General features: G+C 46.5%; 16 protein-coding genes, 6 tRNA genes and 2 pseudogenes (1 of these 24 running past the window's edge). 19 read left to right on the top strand and 5 right to left on the bottom strand.

Going from position 1 to position 21020, the window contains the following annotated elements; translation table 11 throughout:
- From COV52_08445 to COV52_08430, 4 genes and pseudogenes are all read left to right on the top strand, one after another.
- Positions 1-29: pseudogene (locus COV52_08445) on the top strand (hypothetical protein) (it extends 610 nt beyond the left edge of the window).
- A 98-nt stretch (positions 30-127) separates the two neighbouring features.
- Positions 128-541: a hypothetical protein gene (locus COV52_08440; GenBank protein ID PIR10522.1), complete on the top strand. Its 414-nt coding sequence runs from the start codon at positions 128-130 to the stop codon at positions 539-541.
- A gap of 192 nt (positions 542-733) precedes the next feature.
- Positions 734-4249, top strand: a complete 3516-nt coding sequence (gene smc, locus COV52_08435) for a chromosome segregation protein SMC (protein ID PIR10521.1) — start codon at positions 734-736, stop codon at positions 4247-4249.
- Between the two features lie 8 nt (positions 4250-4257).
- Positions 4258-5019, top strand: a complete 762-nt coding sequence (locus COV52_08430; protein ID PIR10520.1) for a hypothetical protein — start codon at positions 4258-4260, stop codon at positions 5017-5019.
- 28 nt (positions 5020-5047) lie between these two features.
- On the opposite strand, the gene COV52_08425 is transcribed toward COV52_08430, so the two are convergent.
- The 3 genes from COV52_08425 to COV52_08415 form a co-directional block, all read right to left on the bottom strand.
- The gene (locus COV52_08425; GenBank protein PIR10519.1) at positions 5048-5749 is read right to left on the bottom strand and encodes a hypothetical protein; all 702 of its coding nucleotides are present in this window, start codon (positions 5747-5749) and stop codon (positions 5048-5050) included.
- 148 nt (positions 5750-5897) lie between these two features.
- Complete coding sequence (locus COV52_08420) at positions 5898-6932, bottom strand: peptidase M23 (GenBank protein PIR10518.1); 1035 nt, start codon at positions 6930-6932, stop codon at positions 5898-5900.
- An 8-nt stretch (positions 6933-6940) separates the two neighbouring features.
- Complete coding sequence (locus tag COV52_08415; GenBank protein ID PIR10577.1) at positions 6941-7648, bottom strand: UDP-2,3-diacylglucosamine diphosphatase; 708 nt, start codon at positions 7646-7648, stop codon at positions 6941-6943.
- Positions 7649-7685: 37 nt separating this feature from the next.
- Between COV52_08415 and COV52_08410 the strand changes: the two genes are divergently transcribed.
- The 4 genes and pseudogenes from COV52_08410 (at position 7686) to COV52_08395 (ending at position 11103) form a co-directional block, all read left to right on the top strand.
- A complete protein-coding gene (locus COV52_08410) occupies positions 7686-8435 on the top strand; it encodes an amidase (GenBank protein PIR10517.1) in 750 nt (249 codons plus the stop codon).
- A complete protein-coding gene (locus COV52_08405; GenBank protein PIR10516.1) occupies positions 8432-9811 on the top strand; it encodes a cysteine--tRNA ligase in 1380 nt (459 codons plus the stop codon). Before COV52_08410 ends, COV52_08405 begins: the two co-directional genes overlap by 4 nt.
- On the top strand, positions 9793-10515 hold the full coding sequence (locus COV52_08400) for a hypothetical protein (GenBank protein ID PIR10515.1): 723 nt from the start codon (positions 9793-9795) through the stop codon (positions 10513-10515). The genes COV52_08405 and COV52_08400 overlap by 19 nt, the downstream gene beginning before the upstream one ends.
- A gap of 402 nt (positions 10516-10917) precedes the next feature.
- A pseudogene (locus COV52_08395) lies at positions 10918-11103 on the top strand (hypothetical protein).
- A gap of 172 nt (positions 11104-11275) precedes the next feature.
- On the opposite strand, the gene COV52_08390 reads toward COV52_08395, so the two are convergent.
- Positions 11276-12139, bottom strand: a complete 864-nt coding sequence (locus tag COV52_08390) for a bifunctional methylenetetrahydrofolate dehydrogenase/methenyltetrahydrofolate cyclohydrolase FolD (GenBank protein ID PIR10576.1) — start codon at positions 12137-12139, stop codon at positions 11276-11278.
- 103 nt (positions 12140-12242) lie between these two features.
- On the opposite strand from COV52_08390, the gene COV52_08385 reads away from it, so the two are divergent.
- From COV52_08385 to COV52_08345, 9 genes are all read left to right on the top strand, one after another.
- Positions 12243-12316, top strand: a tRNA-Pro gene (locus COV52_08385).
- A gap of 60 nt (positions 12317-12376) precedes the next feature.
- Positions 12377-12453: transfer RNA gene (locus COV52_08380), tRNA-Arg, on the top strand.
- 36 nt (positions 12454-12489) lie between these two features.
- A tRNA-His gene (locus COV52_08375) sits at positions 12490-12565 on the top strand.
- 3 nt (positions 12566-12568) lie between these two features.
- Positions 12569-12653 (top strand) — tRNA-Leu (locus COV52_08370).
- A 35-nt stretch (positions 12654-12688) separates the two neighbouring features.
- A complete protein-coding gene (locus COV52_08365; protein PIR10514.1) occupies positions 12689-14008 on the top strand; it encodes a trigger factor in 1320 nt (439 codons plus the stop codon).
- A gap of 20 nt (positions 14009-14028) precedes the next feature.
- Positions 14029-14643 carry an ATP-dependent Clp endopeptidase, proteolytic subunit ClpP gene (gene clpP, locus COV52_08360; GenBank protein ID PIR10513.1) on the top strand — a complete coding sequence of 205 codons (615 nt, stop codon included), beginning with the start codon at positions 14029-14031 and terminating at the stop codon, positions 14641-14643.
- Positions 14644-14661: 18 nt separating this feature from the next.
- Positions 14662-15915, top strand: coding sequence for an ATP-dependent Clp protease ATP-binding subunit ClpX (locus COV52_08355; protein PIR10512.1), 1254 nt, complete (start codon positions 14662-14664; stop codon positions 15913-15915).
- A gap of 79 nt (positions 15916-15994) precedes the next feature.
- Positions 15995-18361 (top strand): endopeptidase La, encoded by a 2367-nt coding sequence (locus tag COV52_08350; GenBank protein ID PIR10511.1) that lies wholly within the window; start codon positions 15995-15997, stop codon positions 18359-18361.
- Between the two features lie 83 nt (positions 18362-18444).
- Positions 18445-18726, top strand: coding sequence for a DNA-binding protein (locus COV52_08345; protein ID PIR10510.1), 282 nt, complete (start codon positions 18445-18447; stop codon positions 18724-18726).
- A gap of 333 nt (positions 18727-19059) precedes the next feature.
- Here the strand turns inward: COV52_08345 and COV52_08340 are convergent, their stop codons facing one another.
- Positions 19060-20379, bottom strand: coding sequence for a transposase (locus COV52_08340; GenBank protein PIR10509.1), 1320 nt, complete (start codon positions 20377-20379; stop codon positions 19060-19062).
- 131 nt (positions 20380-20510) lie between these two features.
- Between COV52_08340 and COV52_08335 the strand changes: the two genes are divergently transcribed.
- Both COV52_08335 and COV52_08330 read left to right on the top strand, forming a co-directional pair.
- A tRNA-Val gene (locus COV52_08335) sits at positions 20511-20586 on the top strand.
- Between the two features lie 10 nt (positions 20587-20596).
- A tRNA-Asp gene (locus COV52_08330) sits at positions 20597-20673 on the top strand.
- The last annotated feature ends 347 nt before the right edge of the window (positions 20674-21020 follow it).

Here is a 21020-nt window from a genome sequence, read left to right as displayed (position 1 = left end):
GTTGTTTATTATTTGAGGCGAATAGCTAACCCTATTTAACGAAAATAATGAGCAACTTGGACCAATTTCACTCAGTTTGCAGCGTGAAAATAAATTGTAAACAGACCCTAATCCCAAAGGAAAAAAGATGAGCGTCATAAAAAAGCCCCTTGTATGTTTCGTGGTCGCCGTTGTGGCTGTCATGTTGTCAGCCTGCGTCGCTCAACAGCAGCCCCAGCCTAAAAGTACAAACCCCTTCACCTCGGGTGAGGTGACTTTGGTCCTTAAAAAAGGTGTGACCACAAAGTCGCAGGTAATCAAAGCCTTTGGCGCGCCGGATATCGTGACGCAAAAAGATAACGGTACCAGTGAGTTTGTGTATCAGAAAAATATGCAGTTGCGACAATCTTCTAGTAGCAGTAGCTATATCACGGTCCTTTTGCTGGGCGCAAACCGAGATTCCTCTAGCGACGAGCAAAGCAGCAAAACCATGACCTTGATTATTAACTTTAACAAGCATGATGTGGTTAAAAGCTACCGTAGCATGACGACCAGTTTCTAAATTTTTCCACGGCGGGGGCGGCTCTGCCCCTGTTTTTATGGTCAATAAATCGCCGGCTTTCTGGCGCGGCTGCCGCCTTTTTGATCGATTCCTAGCATCCTGGTTTTTCACTGGTTCGAATGCCGAAATTAGGTTCACAGGGCTGCGTGAATTAGGTAAGATGATTCCCAATTTGAACATTTTATATGACGGATCAGCCATTTCATGCGTCTAGAATCAATTAAATTAGTCGGTTTTAAATCCTTTGTTGACCCCACGAAAGTGGACTTCCCAAGTAACCTCAATGGCGTGGTCGGCCCCAATGGTTGCGGTAAATCCAATATCATCGATGCTGTGCGTTGGGTGATGGGTGAGAGCTCAGCAAAACAGTTGCGTGGTGAGTCCTCTACAGACGTTATCTTTAACGGTACCGTTGAGCGCAAGCCGGTGGGGCAGGCCTCGATCGAACTTGTGTTCGACAACAGTGAAGGCAAGCTTGGTGGCGAGTATGCCAAGTACAATCAAATTTCCGTTAAGCGACAAGTGAATCGTGAGGCGCAGTCAACGTATTATTTGAATGGCACTAAATGTCGTCGTCGTGATATCACGGATGTTTTCTTGGGCACCGGTATGGGCCCTAGAAGTTACGCGATTATTGAGCAGGGGATGATTTCTCGTTTGATCGAGGCTAAGCCTGAAGAAATGCGCGCGAATCTTGAAGAAGTTTCAGGGATCTCAAAATATAAAGAACGTCGCCGAGAAACTGAAAACCGCATTAAACACACGCGAGAAAACCTATCTCGTTTGCATGATCTTCGTGAGGAAATTGAAAAACAACTAGCAACCTTAAAGCGCCAGTCCAGTGCTGCTGAGCGTTACAGGGTTTTGAAAGAAGAGGCTCGCCAGTTGCAAGCCCAAGTCTATGGCGTGCAGTGGAAAAACTTGGCGGCAGACTCTAAGCGTTTTCGTGAAAGCTTGGATGAGCTGTCTATCAAGCTTGAAGAAGAGAAGGCTAATTTTCAAGCCGAAGAGCGCAAGCTTGTAGAGCTTCGTGAAGAGAAAAATCAACGTCTTGATACCTTTAACGAGGTCCAGAAAAACTACTACGATTGCGGCAGTGAAATTTCTCGCCTTGAGCAAGCTATAAAACATCAGAAAGAACGTCGTGAGCAGCTTGAGAAGGATTTGGAGAACGCGGAAAAAGAATACCGTCATTTGCAAAATTTGGTGGAGCAAGATTTGTCGCGACAAACGGCATTGCAGGGCGAATCTGAGCAGTTGCGTCACGATATCGTTGAAAAGCGCGAAATCTTTGAAGCCTGCGGTGAAAAAATGCAAGCCACCGATGGCGAGGGTCAGGCCTGGCAAGAAAACTGGGATGTGTTCAATCAGCGTGCGGCAGAAACCTCAAGGAAGGCCCAGGTTGAGCAAACACGGATACAGCACATTGAGCAAAGGCAATTGCAGCAGAAGCAACGTATGGATCGCATCGCAGAAGAGGAAAGATTACTTCGCCAAGATTCGTCTGAAGATGAGCTGAAAAGCTTGAGCGGTTTGCTCGATGATTTGCACAATGAAGCTCAAATGAACGAAGCGCAGTATCAGACCTTATTGTCTGACTTAAACGCCCAGCGTGAGCAAGAGCGCACGCACCGTGATCGCTTGGACAGTCTGCGTGGTGAGTGGCAATCGCTCAAAGCAAAAATTGCCTCACTTGAGACTCTGCAACAAGATGCCTTGATGCAAAAGGGTGAGAAGATTAAAGCTTGGATGAGCGCGCAGGGTTTGTCCGATAAGCCTTTATTGGCGCAATGCTTGGAGACGCGGTCAGGTTGGGAAAAAGCCGTTGAAATGGCTTTGGGCTCTTTGCTTGAAGCGGTCTGTGTTGATAACCCTGCCAACTTGAAATCCGCTTTGGCCGATGTTCAAGAGGGTCAGCTGAATTTCTTCCGTCTGACGGATACTCAAGATATCGCGGTTTCACCGGATAGTTTGGCGAGTAAAATTAATGCCCCCAAAGGCTTGCGTGCAGAGCTTGCGCATGTGTTTACCGCGGAAAACTTAGATGAAGCCTTGTCGCGTTTGCCGAGTTTACAGGCGCATCAAGCCGTAGTGACGCGTGATGGTATGTACTTAACCCCAAACCTATTGCGCATTGATCGTGGTCGTGCGGATCAGCAGGGCGTGTTAGAGCGTGAAAAAACCATTAAGCAGTATAAAGAAGATAGTGAGCGTTTGGCGCGCCAAGTGGCAGAGCTTGAAAACACACTAAGCAACTCTGAAGCTTCACTCAAAGCCTATGAAGAGCAGCGTGATAGTTTGCAGGCTGGAGTTAGCCAAGCTAAATCAAATTTGGCGGACACAAAAGCCAAGGTTGAGGTTAAGCGTTCAAAACTAGAGCATGCCGAATTGCGCTTGAAAGCACTGGCTGAAGAGTTGCTTGAACTTAAGCAACAGTTTGCAAAAGAGCATAATGAGCTTGCGCAAGCCAGAGCGATTTGGCAGGAAGCGATGCAGGCGATGGAGCACGATGCGACAGATCGTGATCGTTTGCTGGCTGAGCGAGATCGTTTTAAAGAAGCTTTATCGTTGATTCGTGCTGAGTATCAAGAAGCACAGTCCATCTTGCATCGTGCGCAAACAAGTTTAGAGTCAAAAGAAACCGAAAGCCAGGCGCTGACTCAATCGATTGAGCGCATGCGAGCGCAAATGCAGCAAATGCAAGAGCGTAAAGCTCAATATGAGCTTGCCTTGCAAAGTGATGATTCGCCTGAAGAAGACCTGAGTGAAAAATTGGCATCTGCGGTTTCACGACACGCCACGATTGAAAAAGAGCTCACCGATGAAAAACAAATCATGGGTGAGATCGAGCACAAAATTTTTGAGGCTGAGAAAGCACGCCACGCGATCGACGAATCGATTAATACAGTACGTAGCAAACTTGAAAATCAAAAATTGCGCATACAGGAATTTGATATTCGCCAAGCTAACATTGTTGAGCGCTTGAAAGAAGACGATCTGACGCTTGAAGTCGTTCTCGCCGAGCTGACCGACGAGCATGAAGAAAAGGCCTTGCTTGAAGCCTTGGAGGCTACACAAAGGCGTATTGAGCGTTTGGGCCCGATTAACTTAGCAGCCATTGATGAGTATAAAGTTCAAGAAGAGCGCAAGATTTATATTGATAAGCAGTATGAAGACTTAGAGAAAGCTTTAAGCACACTTGAAAATGCTATCCGTAAAATTGATCGCGAAACGCGTCAGCGCTTCAAAGAAACGTTTGATACGGTGAATGGGTACTTTAAAGAGTTCTTCCCGAAAATTTTTGGTGGCGGTAGCGCTTATATGGAGCTTATCGGCGATGACTTGCTGAGCGCCGGCGTGACAGTGATGGCCCGGCCACCGGGTAAGAAAAACACCAGTATTCATTTGCTATCGGGTGGTGAAAAAGCTTTGACAGCCGTTGCTTTGGTTTTCTCGATGTTCCAGCTTAATCCGGCGCCGTTTTGTATGCTTGACGAGGTCGATGCACCGTTGGATGATAATAACGTCTTACGTTTCTGTAAGCTTGTTAAAGAAATGTCGGATAAGGTACAGTTTATCTTTATTAGCCATAATAAGCTTGCGATTGAAATGGCTCACAACTTGATTGGTGTGACCATGCATGAGCCAGGTGTTTCACGTATCGTTTCTGTTGATATGGATGAAGCTGTGGCGATGGCTGAGGCTTAAAAGGAGTTATAGCCGTGCGATTGATACTGTTAGCGATAGGTGCTGTGATTATTCTCGCCATATTGTGGGATGGCCAACGTCGTAAAAAGCTTCAGCAACGCAAAATCAGTGATCTTTCTCCGGAAACTGAATCTGACTTTGAAGCATCTGGGGGCGAGGCGTTGGATGCTGAAGTGCATCGTGAACCTTACGTGCTTGATGATGAAGAACCAGCGGAAATTTTGTTGGAAGAAGAGCTGGTTGATGTGGTGCCTGAACCTATTGTTGAGCCACCCCCTGCTGCGCCAATCCCTGAGCCTGAGCCGCCAGTCCGAGTTGAAGCTGAAGCGCCTACTAAGCCTATTTATGAAAACACGGCTACTGGCTCTGTTCCCGAGCTTGTTTGGTTTACGATTAAAGCGGATGAAGAAACACCTTTTGGTGGCTTTAGTTTGTTGCAAGCCTTGTTGGCCAACGGATTTCGTTTTGCCGATGATAAACTTTTTTATTATCACGAGAATCGTGAGGCTGCTGGCCAAAAATTATTTGGTTTGGCGGCAGCGACTGAAGAGGGTGTGTTTGATCTTAGCAACATGGCGCGTTTCACCTGTAAAGGTTTGGTTTTGTTTATTTCGCCGAAGGAGCATCCTGATCTTAAGCTCGCGTTTAATGAAATGTTGGATGTGGCTGAAAGCCTTGCGGAAGATTTGGACGCACAATTGTTTATCGAGAAGAATACGCCTTGGTTGCCTGAGTCCATTGATCGCTTGCGATCAACATTGAAGTTGTAAAAAAACCGGGGCATGCCCCGGTTTTTCTTTACGCCATTTTCTGCGTGTATTTTGAAGAATCTAGCCAGTGTTTATCAGGGTAATAGCCGACTAAGACCGTGCCGTCTTCGATCGCTTTGACCACTTTAGGCTCCATGCGTTGACTCAAAGCCGTGCAACCCCAGCTTCGGCCGGTGTAACCGTGCGCTTTCACAAATTTTTGGCCGACATACCAGGCGCTGTGCATGACCACAGCACGTTTGTAGGCGTTGTCGTTAAAACCTTTATCCAAACCGTGTAATCGCATTGAGTAGCCATGTTCACCCTCGTAGGTGTTACCGGTTAGGTAGACGCCTAGGCTGCTGGCATCAGTGCCAGCTTTATCTGAAAAGTGCTTGGCATAAATTAAGCCAGTGCCCTTACCTTGCGCGACGTAGGTGTTGTATTCAACTTTCGCGTTTTTCATGTCGATGACCCACAATCGTTTTTTGAACGATGGGTCGTTATAATCAATCAGCGTTAACATTTGCTGAGGGTCTTTGCCTTGTACACGTAAGTTTGAGTAGGCGCGTATCGCTGTATCCAAAGCCTTCGGGTCCATGCTTGGGTTGGCGCGCAAAATTTGTTGTTCTTTGGCTTGTAGTGCACTTTGGTCTGTGGCCTGAGTGTTGCTTGCAAACACCGAAAACGTGGTGCCGGCTAAAGTGATAGCAGCAAGGCTTAGTAGAACTGTCTTTTTTGTTTTACTCATTCTGTCCTCATGGGTGTCAAAAACAGGGACTATTCTAGCAGTATTGGGCAAAAAATAAACAAAATTAATGTAAAAGAATGTAACAAAACCTGTTGGTTTTGTTACATTCAAGGCAGAAAAAACACTTATGTTTCAAAAAGTTGGGGTTTTACTCGTAGTCGTTTGGCACGGTGTACTCAATTTCGCCATGTAATAGCGATGAATCACGCTCTAAATCAGGGGTTGGGCCACTGGCTTTACCCTGACTGATGAGCGTGGGGATGCCTGAAGAAGCTTCGATGACATCATCAACTTTACGCCAGTTGACATTCATTGGGTGATCTTGTGTCATTTCGCGAATCACGCCTTGAGCATAATCATACTCTTCGTGTCGTGACATGGCGGCTTCATGCAGAGGCTCGTGGGCCTCCATATACAATTCACCATTTTCCCAGCCGACCTTAATCGGCTGATTAATAATTTGCACTTGTGTGTCGATAGGCACTGCTTGAAATAGGGCTTCGATACTTTCAGGGAACATGCGCATGCAGCCAGAGCTAGCACGCTTGCCAATGCTATTAGGCGCATTCGTGCCATGAATGAGGTAACTCCAGTTGCCAAGTCTTAGCATGTACTCGCCGAGTGGATTTTCAGGGCCGGCTGGCATGACGTCAGGCAAGTGTATACCTTTGCGGGCACTCTCTTCTTTGATAGATTTAGGCACGACCCAAACCGGGTCTTTTTGTTTTCGAATGACTCTGGTCGTCATTTCAGGCGTTTTCCAATTGAAGCGGCCAATGGCAATCGGGGCAGTTTGTACCACGTGTTTGGCCTCATTGAAATAATATAAGCGTAATTCAGGCAGGTTAATGACAATGCCTTTGCGTGGCACATTGGGTAATACGTATTGGGTGGGAATCTTTAGTGTTTCATCAGTTGATAGCTTGGAGTGGCGATTCATGTCTGGGTTGGCTTCAATCATTTCGTAAAAACCAACGTTGTAGCGACGCGTGATTTGATAAATATGGTCACCTTGCTCAGGGTGAACGTATTGCACACGGCCGATAAGGTCGTTGTTAGCGTTGGGCATGGGGTAGCTTTTAAGCGCAAAAGCGCAGAGCGGTAATGTTGCGGCAGCTAACAAGATCGGAAAACGCATAGAGAAAAGTCCTTTTTGACTAAAAAACAAAATCCTATCATACATAACGGAGCTTAGAAATACAGGTTTTCGATGTTAAGTTTTTCATTGATGACCAGAGCATGGCCCTGTGTGTGCCAGTCGGATAAGACGATTCTTGTGATATTATTTTCTGTGTGTGTCGCAGGCCGATGTGTATGGCCGTGAATGAGAAAAGTGCTGTTAAATGATTGGCATAAAGCTTTTGCTGCAGCTGAGTTGACGTCCATGATGGCTAAAGGCTTATCTTGCTTGCCGGAATACTGACGCAAGTCTCGGCCTATTTTCTGTCGCCATTTGAGGGGTAAAGCTAGGAAAAAGCGTTGCAATAAGCGATGTCTGGCGAGTTTTCGAAAGCGTTGGTAGGCTTTGTCGTCGCTGCAAAGTTCGTCGCCATGGCTGATGACAATCGGTGTGTTGGCGATGTTAATCAGGCTCGGGTCCGGCAATAAACTTGCGCCACAGCTTTTCACAAAGGTTTTGCCCATTAAGAAATCGCGGTTGCCATGCATGATATAAATAGGGATGCCCTGTTGGCTGAGTTGTTTGAGTGCCTTGGCAACCCTTGTGTGGAGAGCTGAGGGCTCATCGTCGCCGATCCAGACTTCAAAGAAATCGCCTAAAATATACAGCGCGTTGGTTTGATCAGGGTCTAAACCTTTGATGAAGCCAAAAAAACGCTCGCAAAGTGCGCTGTCAGATTGCGAAAGGTGTATGTCGGAGATAAGATACGTCTTCATCACACCACTATAGCAACTTTGTTTAAAAAGGAAAATCAAGATGCGCTTGCAATACTCGACCTGGCCTGACGTTGCATCCTACTTGGAAAAACACTCGGGGGTGATTATTCCGATTGGCTCAACGGAGCAGCATGGTCCTACGGGTTTGATTGGCACGGATATTCTTTGCCCCGAGCTTATTGCCTGGGAAATTTCAGCGCAACAAGGCGTTATGGTCGCTCCAAGCTTGAGTTTGGGTAGTGCGCAGCACCATATGGCTTTTGCAGGGAGTATGACGCTGCGTCCCTCCACGATGATGGCCATGATTATCGATGTGGTGAATTCTTTAGCCGTGCATGGCTTTACGCATTTCTTTTTCTTAAACGGCCATGGCGGTAATATCGCACCTATTCAGGCAGCATTTGCGGAAATCCACACACAGGCGATGCTATATGGCGGCAGACGGGCGCATTGTTGTCTGCAAAATTGGTGGAAAGGTAATGAGGTGACAAAGCTGATTAAGGCGCTTTATGGTGATGCAGAAGGCTCTCATGCGACACCGTCTGAGATTGCGCTATCGTATTTGGTGTGCTCAGATAAACACACACTCGAAATGCAGAAAGTGCTTTCACCCGAAATTGCTGAAAAACGCTTAGACTTTCAGCACGGTTATCACTACCGTGAGCGTTTTCCCGATGGCCGAATGGGCTCAAACCCTCAGCTTGCAACACTAGAGCATGGTAAGCAATTTCTCAGTGCTTCAGTGAAAGATACTTTTGAAGCCTACCAAGATTTTTTAAAACAGGACTGATGATGCTTTTATACAATAGCGAAACTAAACAGAAAGAACGCTTAAAGCCTTTGCGTGAAAATGAGTTATCCATGTACGTGTGTGGCATGACGGTGTATGACTATTGCCACATTGGTCATGCGCGCATGCTAATTACCTTTGATATGGTGTCACGTTATCTGCGTTATCGGGGTTACAACTTGAAGTACGTGCGTAATATCACTGACATCGAGGACAAAATCATTCATCGCGCCAATGAAAACGGCGAGGCTTTTTCTGATTTGAGTCAGCGTTTTATTGACGCAATGAATGAAGATTGTGAAGCTTTAAATGTTGCTAAGCCCGACGAGGAGCCCAGGGCAACTGCGCATATTCAAGGCATGTTGGATATGATTCAAACGCTATTGGATAAAGACATCGCTTACCTGGCTGAGAATGGCGATGTCCTATACGATGTCACGCGTTTTGAAGGCTATGGTCGACTTTCACATCGCAAACTTGAGGATATGCAGGCCGGTAGTCGTGTGGAAGTCGATAGTAGCAAGCGTAATCCTTATGATTTTGTCTTGTGGAAAAAAGCGAAAACTGGCGAGCCTGCGTGGCCTTCGCCTTGGGGTGAGGGGCGCCCGGGTTGGCACATTGAGTGCTCGGCCATGTCCAAGGCTTGCTTGCACGAGCAGATTGATATTCATGGTGGCGGCGCAGATTTACTCTTTCCGCACCATGAAAATGAATTGGCACAGTCAGAAGCAGTCAATGGTAAGCGTTTTGTCAATATTTGGATGCACGCAGGGTTTTTGAATATCAACAATGAAAAAATGTCGAAGTCATTGAAAAATTTCATCACTATTCGTGAAGCTTTAAAGCATGTTTCCGCCGATCAAATTCGTTATTTTATGGCAGCGAGCCATTACCGCAGTCCTTTAAACTATTGCGAAGAAACCTTAGCCAATGCAAAGCAAGCTTTGACCCGTTTCTATACGGCTTTGCGTGGCGTGGTTTTTGAAGGTGTTGAGCCTGCGGTTAATACTGAATTTGAGGCACGCTTTCAGACGGCGATGGATGATGATTTAAACACGCCGGAGGCGATGGCGGTTTTGTTTGATTTGGCAAAAACCATTAATCGCTTGAAAGAGTCAGCTGATGATAGCGTGCCTGCTTATGCGGCTTTGTTGAAAAAACTTGGGCATGTGCTGGGTATTTTGTATCAAGACGTTGAGGCTTTTTTTCGTGGTAATGTGGACGCGGAAAAGATCGAAGCATTGATTGATGAGCGCAACCAAGCCAGAGCAGATAAGAATTTTGCGAGAGCAGATGCTATTCGTGATGAGCTTGCAAGTCTTGGTGTGGTGATCGAAGATGGTGCTGGCCAAACCACTTGGCGTTTGGAATCGTGATTGAGACCTTGGTCGATTTCCCTTTTCCCTACACCTTGCGTCGCTCAAGGCGCGCAAAGAGTTTGTTGATTAAGTTGTCTCGAGAGTCCGGGGTCGAGGTTGTCTACCCCTATTGGTCGTCGAAAAAAGAAGCGTTAAATTTTTTATGTTCACGACAAGATTGGTTGATAAAAAATCGAGCCTTGTTTGAGCTCGCTAAGTTTACTCTTCCGCAGGAGATAGATCTGAAGGCTTTACAGTGTGCCGTGATGCTGACTTATGAGTTTTCGAGTGCGCGACGAACGGCCTTGAAGGTGGTTGATGAGTATGAGCTGAAGTACTCTGGGCCAGATGATGTTGAGTCTATTCATGCAGCTTTATCGAATTGGGTGCATGAAAAAGCCGAGGTTTTTTTGAGTGAGCGATTGGCAGTTTGGTCAAGTAAAACCGGCTTAACGTATTCTGGCGTGGGTTTTCGTCGGCAAAAGACGCTTTGGGGAAGCTGTAATTCGAATCGTAGCATCAGTTTAAATTATCGTTTGGCTTTTTTGCCGCAAGACTTAGTCGATTATGTGTTGCTACATGAGCTCTGCCATACGATGCACATGAATCATTCGTTTGCCTTTTGGGATTTGCTGCGTGAATTTATGCCTGGATATTCTTTAAGAGAAAAAGAGCTGAAAAAAGGTCTCAAATATATTCCTAGTTGGTATTTGAGTTTTTAATTAAAGTTCGTGCTAGACTAAAGCTTCTTGCGACGTTCTCGTATTTTTCTATTTTTTGATCTTCACAAACGCATTGGTTGTTTGTGTTTTTATTGTATAATGAAAAGGAAATAAGCTATGGCTCACTCAATGGCATTCGACACACTCAGATTCTCAAAACATTTGCAAAAAGCGGGCATGGAAAGGCAGTTGGCTGATGCAATGGCCGAGGCTCAGTCCCAAGCTTGGAGCAATTTAGAAGCCAGCCATTTTTCAACTAAGGCTGATGTTATTCGTATTGAAAAAGAGTTGCAGCAGTGCGCCCGGAAAGACGACTTGCTTAAGCTTGAGCAGCGCATTGATAGAAAGCTGGATGAGAAGCTTAAGCGCTTTGCCACAAAGCAAGAACTAACAGACTTTAGAGAAGATGTTGATCGGCGTTTTGTGCAGGTTGATAGACGGTTTGAGCAAGTGGATCAACGCTTTGAGCAAGTGGATCAACGGTTTGAGCAAGTGGATCAACGGTTTAGACAAGTTGATAAACGATTTGACCAGCTTGATAAACGTCTTGAGCAATTTGATCAGCGATTTCTCCAGCTCGACCAGCGTTTCGCACATTTTGATCAACGTTTTTCGCAGTTTGGTCGTAACCTGGGTTTGGGTTTCGCGGGTATCGGTATATTAATATCGGTGCTTCATTTTGTTTCGTAGGCTAGAGCGAGTTTTCATTTGCTCTAAACGCCTACACTTTTCGCTGCAGGAAAGCAAATGAAGACACGCCCTAATCCTGACTTTTTCGCTGAAGTAAAAAAGCTTCGATTGTATTTTGCATCAAGGTAATTACGGTCATGGGGCCTACGCCGCCCGGTACGGGCGTGATGTAGCCAGCACGCTGTTGTGCTTCTTCAAATTCAACATCGCCGACTAGCTTACCATTCGGCAATCGAATAATACCCACGTCAATCACTATGGCGCCGGGTTTGATCCATTCGCCTTTGATGAGACCCGCGACGCCGGTGGCCGAGACCACTAAGTCTGCGCGCGCGACTTTTCCGGGTAAATCTTTCGTTAATCGATGGCAGGCCGTGACGGTGCAACCGGCTAATAGAAGCTCGGCAAACATGGGCCGACCGACTGTGTGAGAAACACCAACGACGGTAGCCTCAAGTCCCTTGAGCTCAAGATCGAGGCTTTGTAGCATCTGCATGACACCGTACGGTGTGCAGGGTCGGAGTTGGGGCCTGCCCTGGAATAGTCGGCCAAGGTTATAGGGGTGAAAACCGTCAACATCTTTTAAGGGATCGATCGCAGCGATGACATTTTGGGCATCGATGTGCTTGGGTAGGGGCATTTGTACCAAAATGCCCGAAATGCTCGTGTCAGTATTTAGTGCGAGTATCTTGGCAATAAGCTCGCTTTCAGTGGTGCTTTCCGGCAGCTTGATCGAGACATCCTTAATGCCAATTCTCTGGCAGCAGACTAATTTTTTGCCAACATAAACTCTTGAGGCTGGATCTTCGCCGACCAAAATCGTAGCCAGTGCAGGTTGCACGGCGTATTGGCTTTGAATGTAAGCAATTTGCTCGCTAAGGTGAGTCTCTTTGTGTTTTGCTAAGGCTTTGCCATCAATAACGTGAGCGAAGATCGTGACCCCTATGTAGGATTTAAACCATTTAATCAAAATCGGTGGATTACGGCAAGGAAAAGCATTGACGAATCAGTGCCTTGTCAGTATGATTCGCCCCTTCCGGAGTGTAGCGCAGTCTGGTAGCGCATCTGGTTTGGGACCAGAGGGTCGGGGGTTCGAATCCCTCCACTCCGATAAGCTTTAGAGTCGACTATTTTTCAGTATAATGGTCTGGTCGAGCTTGAGACCTCTTAGGCGCCCGTAGCTCATTTGGATAGAGCATCGGCCTTCTAAGCCGAGGGTAGCAGGTTCGAATCCTGCCGGGCGCGCCAAATAGTGGTCTCATTTGCGAAAAATCGCCTTTTATGGTGGGTGTAGCTCAGTTGGTAGAGCCCCGGATTGTGATTCCGGTCGTCGTGGGTTCAAGTCCCATCATCCACCCCAGGTGCGAGCGTGGCGGAATTGGTAGACGCGCTGGATTTAGGTTCCAGTGGGGTAACCTGTGAGAGTTCGAGTCTCTCCGCTCGTACCACTTAATTATTACATCAAGCATCAAAGAGGTTGGCAATGCAAGTCACTTTAGCCCCCGCAGATGGTTTAAAACGTCAAATCACTGTCACAATTCCTGCTGAACGTATGGAAGCAGGTTATAAAGCTAAATTTAATCAGGTTAAACAAAAAGCGAAAATCGACGGTTTTCGTCCAGGTAAAGTTCCAAACAAGGTCATTGAGAGCCGTTTCGGTGAATCGATCTATCAAGAATTGGTGTCGGATTTGATTCGTGATACTTTATTCGAAGCGTTGCAAAAAGAAGACCTTAATCCAGCGGGCATGCCCACCATCACGGAAATGAAGGCTGAAAAAGGCCAAGCGATGGAATACGTGGCTGCGTTTGAAGTCTTTCCTGAAATTCATTTAAAAACTCTTTCTGGCGTTAAGTTTGAAAAAACAGCCGCTGAACTGAAAGATAGTGATATTGATCAAGTACTAGAGCGTTTGCGCCAGCAGCGTGTTGAGTGGGTCGAAGTCGATCGCGCTTCACAGAAAGATGATCAAGTGACCATTGACTTTGATGGTGAGATCGATGGCGAAGCCATTAAGGGCGGTAAAGGTAAAGATATGCCGCTAGTTCTGGGTTCGGGCTCGATGATTCCTGGTTTTGAAGCCGGCATCACTGGTATGAAGGCGGGTGACGAGAAGATGATTGATGTCACTTTCCCAGCTGAATACCACGAGAAAACGCTTTCGGGTAAGGCAGCTAAATTCAAAATCAATGTTCACAAGGTGTGTGAGCCTAAACTGCCTGCACTCGATGATAGTTTGGCTGAAGCCTTTGGCATTAAAGAAGGCGGTTTAGAGGCGATGAAGGCTGATATGCGTAAGCACATGGCCGTTGAGCTGGAAAATGGTTTGAAGGTTCTTAACAAAACAGCCGCGTTTGATAGATTGTTGGAACTTAACGAGCTTGATATTCCAAGTTCTGCTGTTGAGCAAGAAATGCAGGCCATGCATGAACAATCGATGAGACAGATGGCCGGTGAGAAAGAAGTGCCGCCATTGACAGACGCGGCTCGTGAGTACTTGCGAGAGCCGGCTGGACGCCGTGTCAAAATGGGCTTGTTGATCGCTGAAGTGATTAAGCAAAAAGAATTGAAGCCTGATGCGGGTAAAGTGAAAGAAATGGTTGAGCGTATGTCAGGCAGTTATGAAAGCCCTGCTGAATTTGTTAGCTGGTTCATGAGCGACAAGGAGCGTTTGCGCCAAATCGAGGCTGTGGTGCTTGAAGACCAAGTGGCCGAGGTTTTAATGAAGGAAGCTGATGTGAGTGAAAAGGCAGTGAGCTATGATGATGTTGTCAATGCGCAACAGCATGGCCATCACCACTAAAATATAAAGGGAGTTACCGTATGCAAGAATTTGACTCAACCTTAGTCCCTATGGTTGTCGAGCAAACGTCTAGAGGTGAGCGTTCCTACGATATTTATTCTCGTCTACTCAAAGAGCGGGTTATTTTTTTGGTGGGCCAGGTAGAAGACCACATGGCCAATTTGGTCTGCGCGCAGCTGCTTTTCCTAGAATCTGAAAACCCCGATAAAGACATCTCTATCTACATCAACTCACCTGGTGGTGTTGTTACTGCGGGTTTGGCGATTTATGACACCATGCAATTTATTAAGCCAGATGTCAGCACCTATTGTTTGGGGCAAGCTTGCAGCATGGGTTCTTTGTTACTTGCGGGTGGCGCAGCCGGTAAACGTTACTGCTTGCAGCACTCTCGTGTGATGATTCACCAGCCTTTGGGTGGCTTTCAAGGTCAAGCTACGGATATCGAAATCCATGCTAAAGAAATACTCAGCGTTCGCGAGCGTTTGAACGGTATTTTGGCGAAGCACACGGGTCAGCCTATGGAAGTCATTCAACGTGATACGGATCGTGATAACTTTATGAGCGCGAAAGATGCGATGAAATACGGCTTGGTCGATGAGGTATTGTCGGTGCGCGAAGATGAGAAGTCGAATTAACGGGTTGATGGTATTAGTATGTCACGCGAAGATAAAAAAGGTTTGATTTGTTCCTTTTGTGGTAAGGCTCGCGATAAGGTTCAGCGTTTAATTGAAGGCAAGGGTGCTTACATTTGTAATGAGTGTATTTCTGCCTGTGGGGATCTTCTAAAGAATGTGCCAGCCTCTCAAGCCAGTGCGGCTTCGTCGTCTGAGGAAAACCAACCCTTACCGTCTCCGCAGACCATTTTGGATGCTTTGGATCAATACGTTATTGGTCAGCAATTTGCGAAAAAAGTGTTGTCGGTGGCTGTTTACAATCATTACAAGCGCTTAAAAACCCACCGTTATGATGACGTTGAGATTGCTAAAAGCAATATTCTGCTTTTGGGCCCTACCGGTAGTGGTAAAACATTATTGGCGCAAACCTTGGCAAGAACATTGAATGTGCCCTTTGCGATAGCTGACGCGACAACCTTGACTGAGTCAGGTTATGTGGGTGATGACGTTGAAAATGTCATTCATAAGCTGCTTCAACAGTGTGATTACGATATCGACCGCGCGCAACACGGCATCATCTACCTTGACGAGGTCGATAAAATTTCTCGTAAGTCCGAAAACCGTTCTATTACGCGTGATGTGTCAGGCGAAGGTGTGCAGCAAGCCTTGTTGAAGTTGGTTGAAGGTACGGTTGCTCAGGTTCCACCTAAAGGTGGACGTAAACACCCCCATCAAGAAATGCTTCAAGTTGATACCTCAAATATTTTATTTATTTGTGGTGGTGCGTTTGACGGCCTTGAAAAAATTGTTCAAGAGCGTACAGAAAAATCGGGCATTGGCTTTAAGGCCCGTGTTCACGGTAAGAAAGATGGTCAAAATGTCAGTCGCTTGCTTCAGCTTGTCGAGCCTGACGATCTGATTAAATTTGGTTTGATTCCAGAGTTCGTGGGTCGTGTACCTGTCATTGCAACGCTAGAGGAGCTCGATGAAAAAGCCTTGGTTCAAGTGCTAACTGAGCCTAAAAATGCGGTCGTTAAGCAATATAAGGCGCTGCTTGATATGGAAGGTGTGGAGCTTGAGATCACCGATGATGCTTTAGTCGCGATTGCTGAAAAGGCGATTGATCGTCGAACAGGCGCGCGTGGTCTTCGCGCCATCCTTGAGCATGCTCTTTTGGAGTTGATGTTTAGTTTGCCTTCACGCAAGGATGTTGAAAAAGTGATCATTAACGCGGATGTGATTCGCTCGCAGGCTTCGCCCGAGCTTATTTTGCGCACACAGGCAAGCGCCTAGTTGAAGAAAAACCTGCATCTGTCCTTTAAATTTACTTAAAATGCCCCCATATTATCTAAAAGATTAAAAGGATCATTGAATGAGTGTGAGAAAAAGTCTTCCGGTATTAGCTTTGCGTGACGTCGTGGTCTACCCACACATGGTGATTCCTTTGTTTGTTGGGCGTCCTATGTCGATAGAGGCACTTGAGCAAGCGATGAAGTCTGATAAACGCGTGGTATTGATTGCGCAAAAAGACGGCGAGCTCGAAGCTCCGAAAAAAGAAGACCTATACGATGTGGGTAGTATTGCTACTATTTTACAAATGCTTAAGTTGCCAGATGGCACGGTTAAAGTCTTAGTTGAAGGCCAGCAACGCGTTAGCGTTCAATCATTGACGATTTCATCATCGCTCATTAGTGCCAAAGTTAAGGTATTGGATGAAGATGAGCGTGTGACAGTTAAAGCAAAAGCGTTGCGCAAGTCAGTATTGGAAGAGTTTGAGCAATACATTAAAGCCAATAAAAAAGTGCCTTCCGAGGTCTTAACGGCTGTTACCGCGATAGAAGAGTTGCCACGCTTAACCGACAGTATTGCTGCGCACCTAATGCTACCATTGAAAGATAGGCAAAACTTATTAGCCACTGTTAAACCGATTGTGCGTTTAGAAATGCTTCTGACGTTTTTGCAATCTGAAATCGAGGTTACCAAAGTCGAGCGCCGTATACGCGGCCGCGTTAAAACTCAAATGGAGAAAAACCAGCGCGAGTACTATTTGAATGAGCAGATGAAAGCGATTCAAAAAGAGCTGAGCACTTTGGAAGAGGGCGGCAGTGATCTTGATGTGTTGGCCGAGAAAATTGAGCAATCAGGCATGGCAGCTGAAGTGTTAAAAAAGGCAAAATCAGAGTTATCGAAATTAAAAATGACGGCGCCCATGTCCGCCGAAGCAGCTGTTTCGCGCAACTACTTGGATACTTTAATCAGTGTGCCTTGGAGTCAAAAGTCTGAGATTAATCGCAGCCTAAAAAAGGCTCAGTCTGTTTTGGATCACGATCACTACGGTCTTGATAAAATCAAAGAGCGCATCGTCGAATATTTAGCGGTTCAACAACGCGTTGAAAAGTTGAAAGGGCCAATCTTGTGTTTTGTCGGACCGCCGGGTGTGGGTAAAACCTCGTTGGGTGAATCGATTGCGCGAGCCACAGGCCGTGAGTTTGTGCGCGTTGCGTTAGGCGGTGTGCGAGATGAAGCCGAGATTCGTGGGCATCGTCGCACCTACATCGGCGCATTGCCTGGTAAAATTATGCAGAAAATGTCGAAAGTTGGCGTTAAAAACCCATTATTTATGCTGGATGAAATCGATAAAATTTCTTCCGACTTTCGGGGTGACCCTGCGGCTGCATTGTTAGAGGTGCTGGACCCTGAGCAGAACCACGCGTTCAACGATCATTACTTGGAAGTCGACTATGATTTGTCTGATGCAATGTTTATAGCCACAGCAAATACCCTGGATTTGCCTGCGGCACTTTTGGACCGCATGGAAATTATCCGCTTGCCGGGTTACACCGAAGATGAAAAAGTCAATATCGCGATTGAGCACCTGTTGCCTAAGCAGCTTGAGCAACATGGTTTAAAGGCTTCCGAGCTTGCGTTTAATGAGGCGGCTTTGCGCGATATCGTCCGTTATTATACGCACGAAGCGGGTGTACGTAACCTGGAACGTGAGATTGCGAAGGTTTGTCGTAAAGTTGTTAAGGCCTTATTAACTGCTAAAAGCAAGCGAAAAATTTCCATTACGCCGCGTAACCTTGAAACGTATTTAGGGGTTCAGCAATACACGTATGGTTTGGCTAACGCCAATAACCAAGTCGGTCAGGTGAATGGCTTGGCTTGGACAGAAGTGGGTGGTGAATTATTACAAATTGAAGCGGTTATTTTGCCGGGCAAAGGCAAGTTTCATTCAACAGGCATGTTGGGTGAGGTGATGCAAGAGTCGATTCAGGCTGCAGTTACCGCGGTTCGGCAATACAGCAAAGAGCTGGGCTTGGATGCTGAGTACTTTGAAAACCGTGATGTGCATATTCACGTGCCGGAAGGTGCGACCCCAAAAGATGGTCCGAGCGCGGGTATTTCAATGTCGACGGCGGTTGTTTCGAGCATGACTGGTATTCCCGTGCGTGCTGATGTGGCTATGACCGGTGAGATCACCTTGCGTGGCGAAGTGTTAGGTATTGGTGGTTTGAAAGAAAAGTTGTTGGCTGCTTTACGTGCTGGTATTAAGCATGTGATCATTCCTGAGGAAAACCGTAAAGACTTGAAAGAGATTCCAAAAAACGTAACCGACGGTTTGGCAGTACACTGTGTGCGTTGGGTTGGGCAGGTTTGGGAGTTAGCGCTGGAAAATCCGCCAAAAGACTTGATTAAAAGGGCGAAACGTCCTGTGCGAACACGAAAGAAAGCTTGACAGGTAAATTCAATGCCTGGTATAAATTTGCCTTTCGTGCGTAGTTTCACGTAACGACTAGAATTTAAACGAAGGGGAACCCTATGAACTTAAATAAATCTGAATTTGTTGCGCTTTTGGCTGAGAAGACTGACTTGTCTAAAGCTGATGCTGAGCGTGCTGTGAATGCTCACCACGAAATTATTGCTGAAACTTTGGCGAAAGGCGGCCAGGTTACATTGACAGGCCATGGCACATATAAAGTATCTGCCCGTGCTGCGCGTCAGGGCCGTAACCCACGCACAGGCGAAACGATCAATATTCCAGCCTCTAAGTCAGCTGTCTTCAAAGCCGGTAAAGCGCTAAAAGACGAAGTGAATAAGTAATCACTGATTATTTAACAGCCCGCCAACCGGCGGGCTTTTTTTTGCCAAGAGCTTGCTGAAATTTTATAAAAAAAAGGCTGTCAAGGCAAAATAGAAATGTCCCCTTTTGAGCAAAGTAGAAATGTCCCTTTTGGAAGAAATGATGTGATGGCGTAAAGCGTCGAGCAGGGTATTTTTTAATTGAATCATAAAAGTTTGTTGTTGTATTAAAATGAATCAGTCAGTGGGTCAGCTGTGGGCAAGTTAGGGTGCAAGCTGTGCTAAACACGCAGTGTTTTCCATCAGTTTGTGCCCAACTTGTCCATAGCTCATCCATTGACACCTTTTCTTTTTTTAGATGGCAGTAGAGGCACTGGCTTGAGCAGGTTGGGTGTGATGATTTGGATAATTACGCCAAGGATGATTCTTGGCTGGCTTATGTCCTTTTGATCGTCCGTCAGGTTTGCAGGCATCAACGAGGCGATTAATCTCTTTTGATGAGATGGGTTTGCTCAATTTTTTTTGTATTGCTAGCACTTTGTAAGGAAGTTTTTTATGCTTGTAGAGTAGTGCAATATCACCTTGTGAATCTTCGCACACAGTGAGCCTTGCGCCCCGCATTGTGTAACTTTGCGTCTGTGTTTGAATCCGATAAATTTTACTGTCATAACGAACTTCTAAATTTGTAGAGATCTTGCGCGTGTGTTGTTCGCTAAAGATCAAATCCAACGTAGCATCATCGGGTAATGTCTGTCGATGCGCATCAGTCGTACTGCGAGGCACGACCGCAAATTTCTGGTTAAATTGTTCAATGAACTGTGGTAAAAAGGCGTTGGCAGAATCGATATCGCTGATACCTTGCAAGCGGAGTTCTTTAACGAGACGGTCTTGCAGTGTCTTGTTCACACGCTCGACACGACCTTTGGCTTGAGGGGTATTGGCAGATATCGACTCGATCCCCAGGTCACTCATAGCACGTCCAAATTGTGTTAATCCATTCCCGCTGACAGGCTCTTTGGCATTAATCTGAAAGATCCCATGCTTATCGTGATAACAAGCCAATGGGCGCCCAGAGGCCTTCAGGTAGGTTTTAAACAGACGAAAGTAACCTTGGGTTGTCTCCGTGGGCTCAAACCGTAATCCTAAAAGCTTGCTTGTCGCATCATCGATAAGGACTAAGAGGCAGCAAGGATCACCGCGCCCCTCAAACCAGGCATGGGGTGAACCATCCATTTGCACCAACTCACCCGGCGCCTCTCGTCGTTGACGTTGAGGGTGCACGGTGATGGGCTTGCGTTTCTTGCCGCGCCACAAACCGGCTTGCATCATGAGTTGGCGAACGCTTTCTTTGGAAAGCTTCAGCTGATGCCGCTCTAGGAGCTTCTCACACGCCAGTGTTGGCCCAAAGTCAGGGTAGTGAGCTTGGATCAGGTCAATCGCTTGCTGTTTTAAGGCCTTGTCGAGCTGGTGATTGCTGGGTTTTCCTCGGCGTTTAGACAAAAGCGCCACCGCTCCATCTCGTTTATAGGCTTGCTTTAATCGTTTTATTTGCCTAATACTCAACCCAAGTATCTCGGCTGCTGCGGCCTGCTTCATTTGTTTCTGGATCACCTTTTCCAGAACCTCAAGACGCGTTAATTCTTTTTGACTCAACGTGAGTATCTCCCCTGGCATCAACATGCCTCCTTTTACTAAAAGGGGACATTTTAACTTTGCTCAAAGGGGACATTACAACTTTGCTGCTACATTTATAAAAAAAAGGCTGGTCAAAACCTAGGTTTTTCAGTAACATGCGCCTTCCGTGTGGGTGCTTAGCTCAGCTGGGAGAGCATCGCCCTTACAAGGCGAGGGTCGTGGGTTCGATCCCCTCAGCACCCACCATCACACGTGCGGAGTGGTAGTTCAGCTGGTTAGAATATCGGCCTGTCACGCCGGGGGTCGCGGGTTCGAGTCCCGTCCACTCCGCCACTTATAAAAAATGCGCCTTTAGGCGCTTTTTTTATAAGTGTTGAATGCCTGGGACGAGAGCCCGCGAAGCGTGGTTCGACTCATTCGGCAGGATAGCCGAATTAGCCCGTTGTCGCGTAGCGACAGCGACCCGAAGGGCGAGCACCCAGGAGGGGTGCGAGTAATCCCGCGCCACTCCCTCATTTTAAAAATGCGCCTTTAGGCGCTTTTTTTATAAGTGTTGAATGCCTGGGACGAGAGCCCGCGGTGTTCGCTCGCTCTTTTAGATTGACTCAGTTATTTTTAGGAACAGGCTAAGACTTGAAACCTGGCTTTTTGCTGTAGCAGCAAAGTTGTAATGTCCCCTT

This window comes from Gammaproteobacteria bacterium CG11_big_fil_rev_8_21_14_0_20_46_22 (assembly GCA_002796245.1).
Taxonomy (GTDB): domain Bacteria; phylum Pseudomonadota; class Gammaproteobacteria; order UBA12402; family UBA12402; genus 1-14-0-20-46-22.
Note: the sequence above shows the minus strand (reverse complement) of the source record. Positions and strands in the feature narration are given on the sequence as shown.

What these genes read in the sequence shown, in the direction of transcription:
- COV52_08365 (PIR10514.1), top strand. Translation starts at nt 12,689, where the DNA reads ATGCAAGTCACTTTAGCCCCCGCAGATGGTTTAAAACGTCAAATCACT.
- COV52_08410 (PIR10517.1), top strand. Translation starts at nt 7,686, where the DNA reads ATGCGCTTGCAATACTCGACCTGGCCTGACGTTGCATCCTACTTGGAA.
- COV52_08350 (PIR10511.1), top strand. Translation starts at nt 15,995, where the DNA reads ATGAGTGTGAGAAAAAGTCTTCCGGTATTAGCTTTGCGTGACGTCGTG.
- COV52_08420 (PIR10518.1), bottom strand. Translation starts at nt 6,932, where the DNA reads ATGTATGATAGGATTTTGTTTTTTAGTCAAAAAGGACTTTTCTCTATG.
- COV52_08340 (PIR10509.1), bottom strand. Translation starts at nt 20,379, where the DNA reads ATGCCAGGGGAGATACTCACGTTGAGTCAAAAAGAATTAACGCGTCTT.
- COV52_08440 (PIR10522.1), top strand. Translation starts at nt 128, where the DNA reads ATGAGCGTCATAAAAAAGCCCCTTGTATGTTTCGTGGTCGCCGTTGTG.
- COV52_08345 (PIR10510.1), top strand. Translation starts at nt 18,445, where the DNA reads ATGAACTTAAATAAATCTGAATTTGTTGCGCTTTTGGCTGAGAAGACT.
- COV52_08355 (PIR10512.1), top strand. Translation starts at nt 14,662, where the DNA reads ATGTCACGCGAAGATAAAAAAGGTTTGATTTGTTCCTTTTGTGGTAAG.
- COV52_08425 (PIR10519.1), bottom strand. Translation starts at nt 5,749, where the DNA reads ATGAGTAAAACAAAAAAGACAGTTCTACTAAGCCTTGCTGCTATCACT.
- clpP (PIR10513.1), top strand. Translation starts at nt 14,029, where the DNA reads ATGCAAGAATTTGACTCAACCTTAGTCCCTATGGTTGTCGAGCAAACG.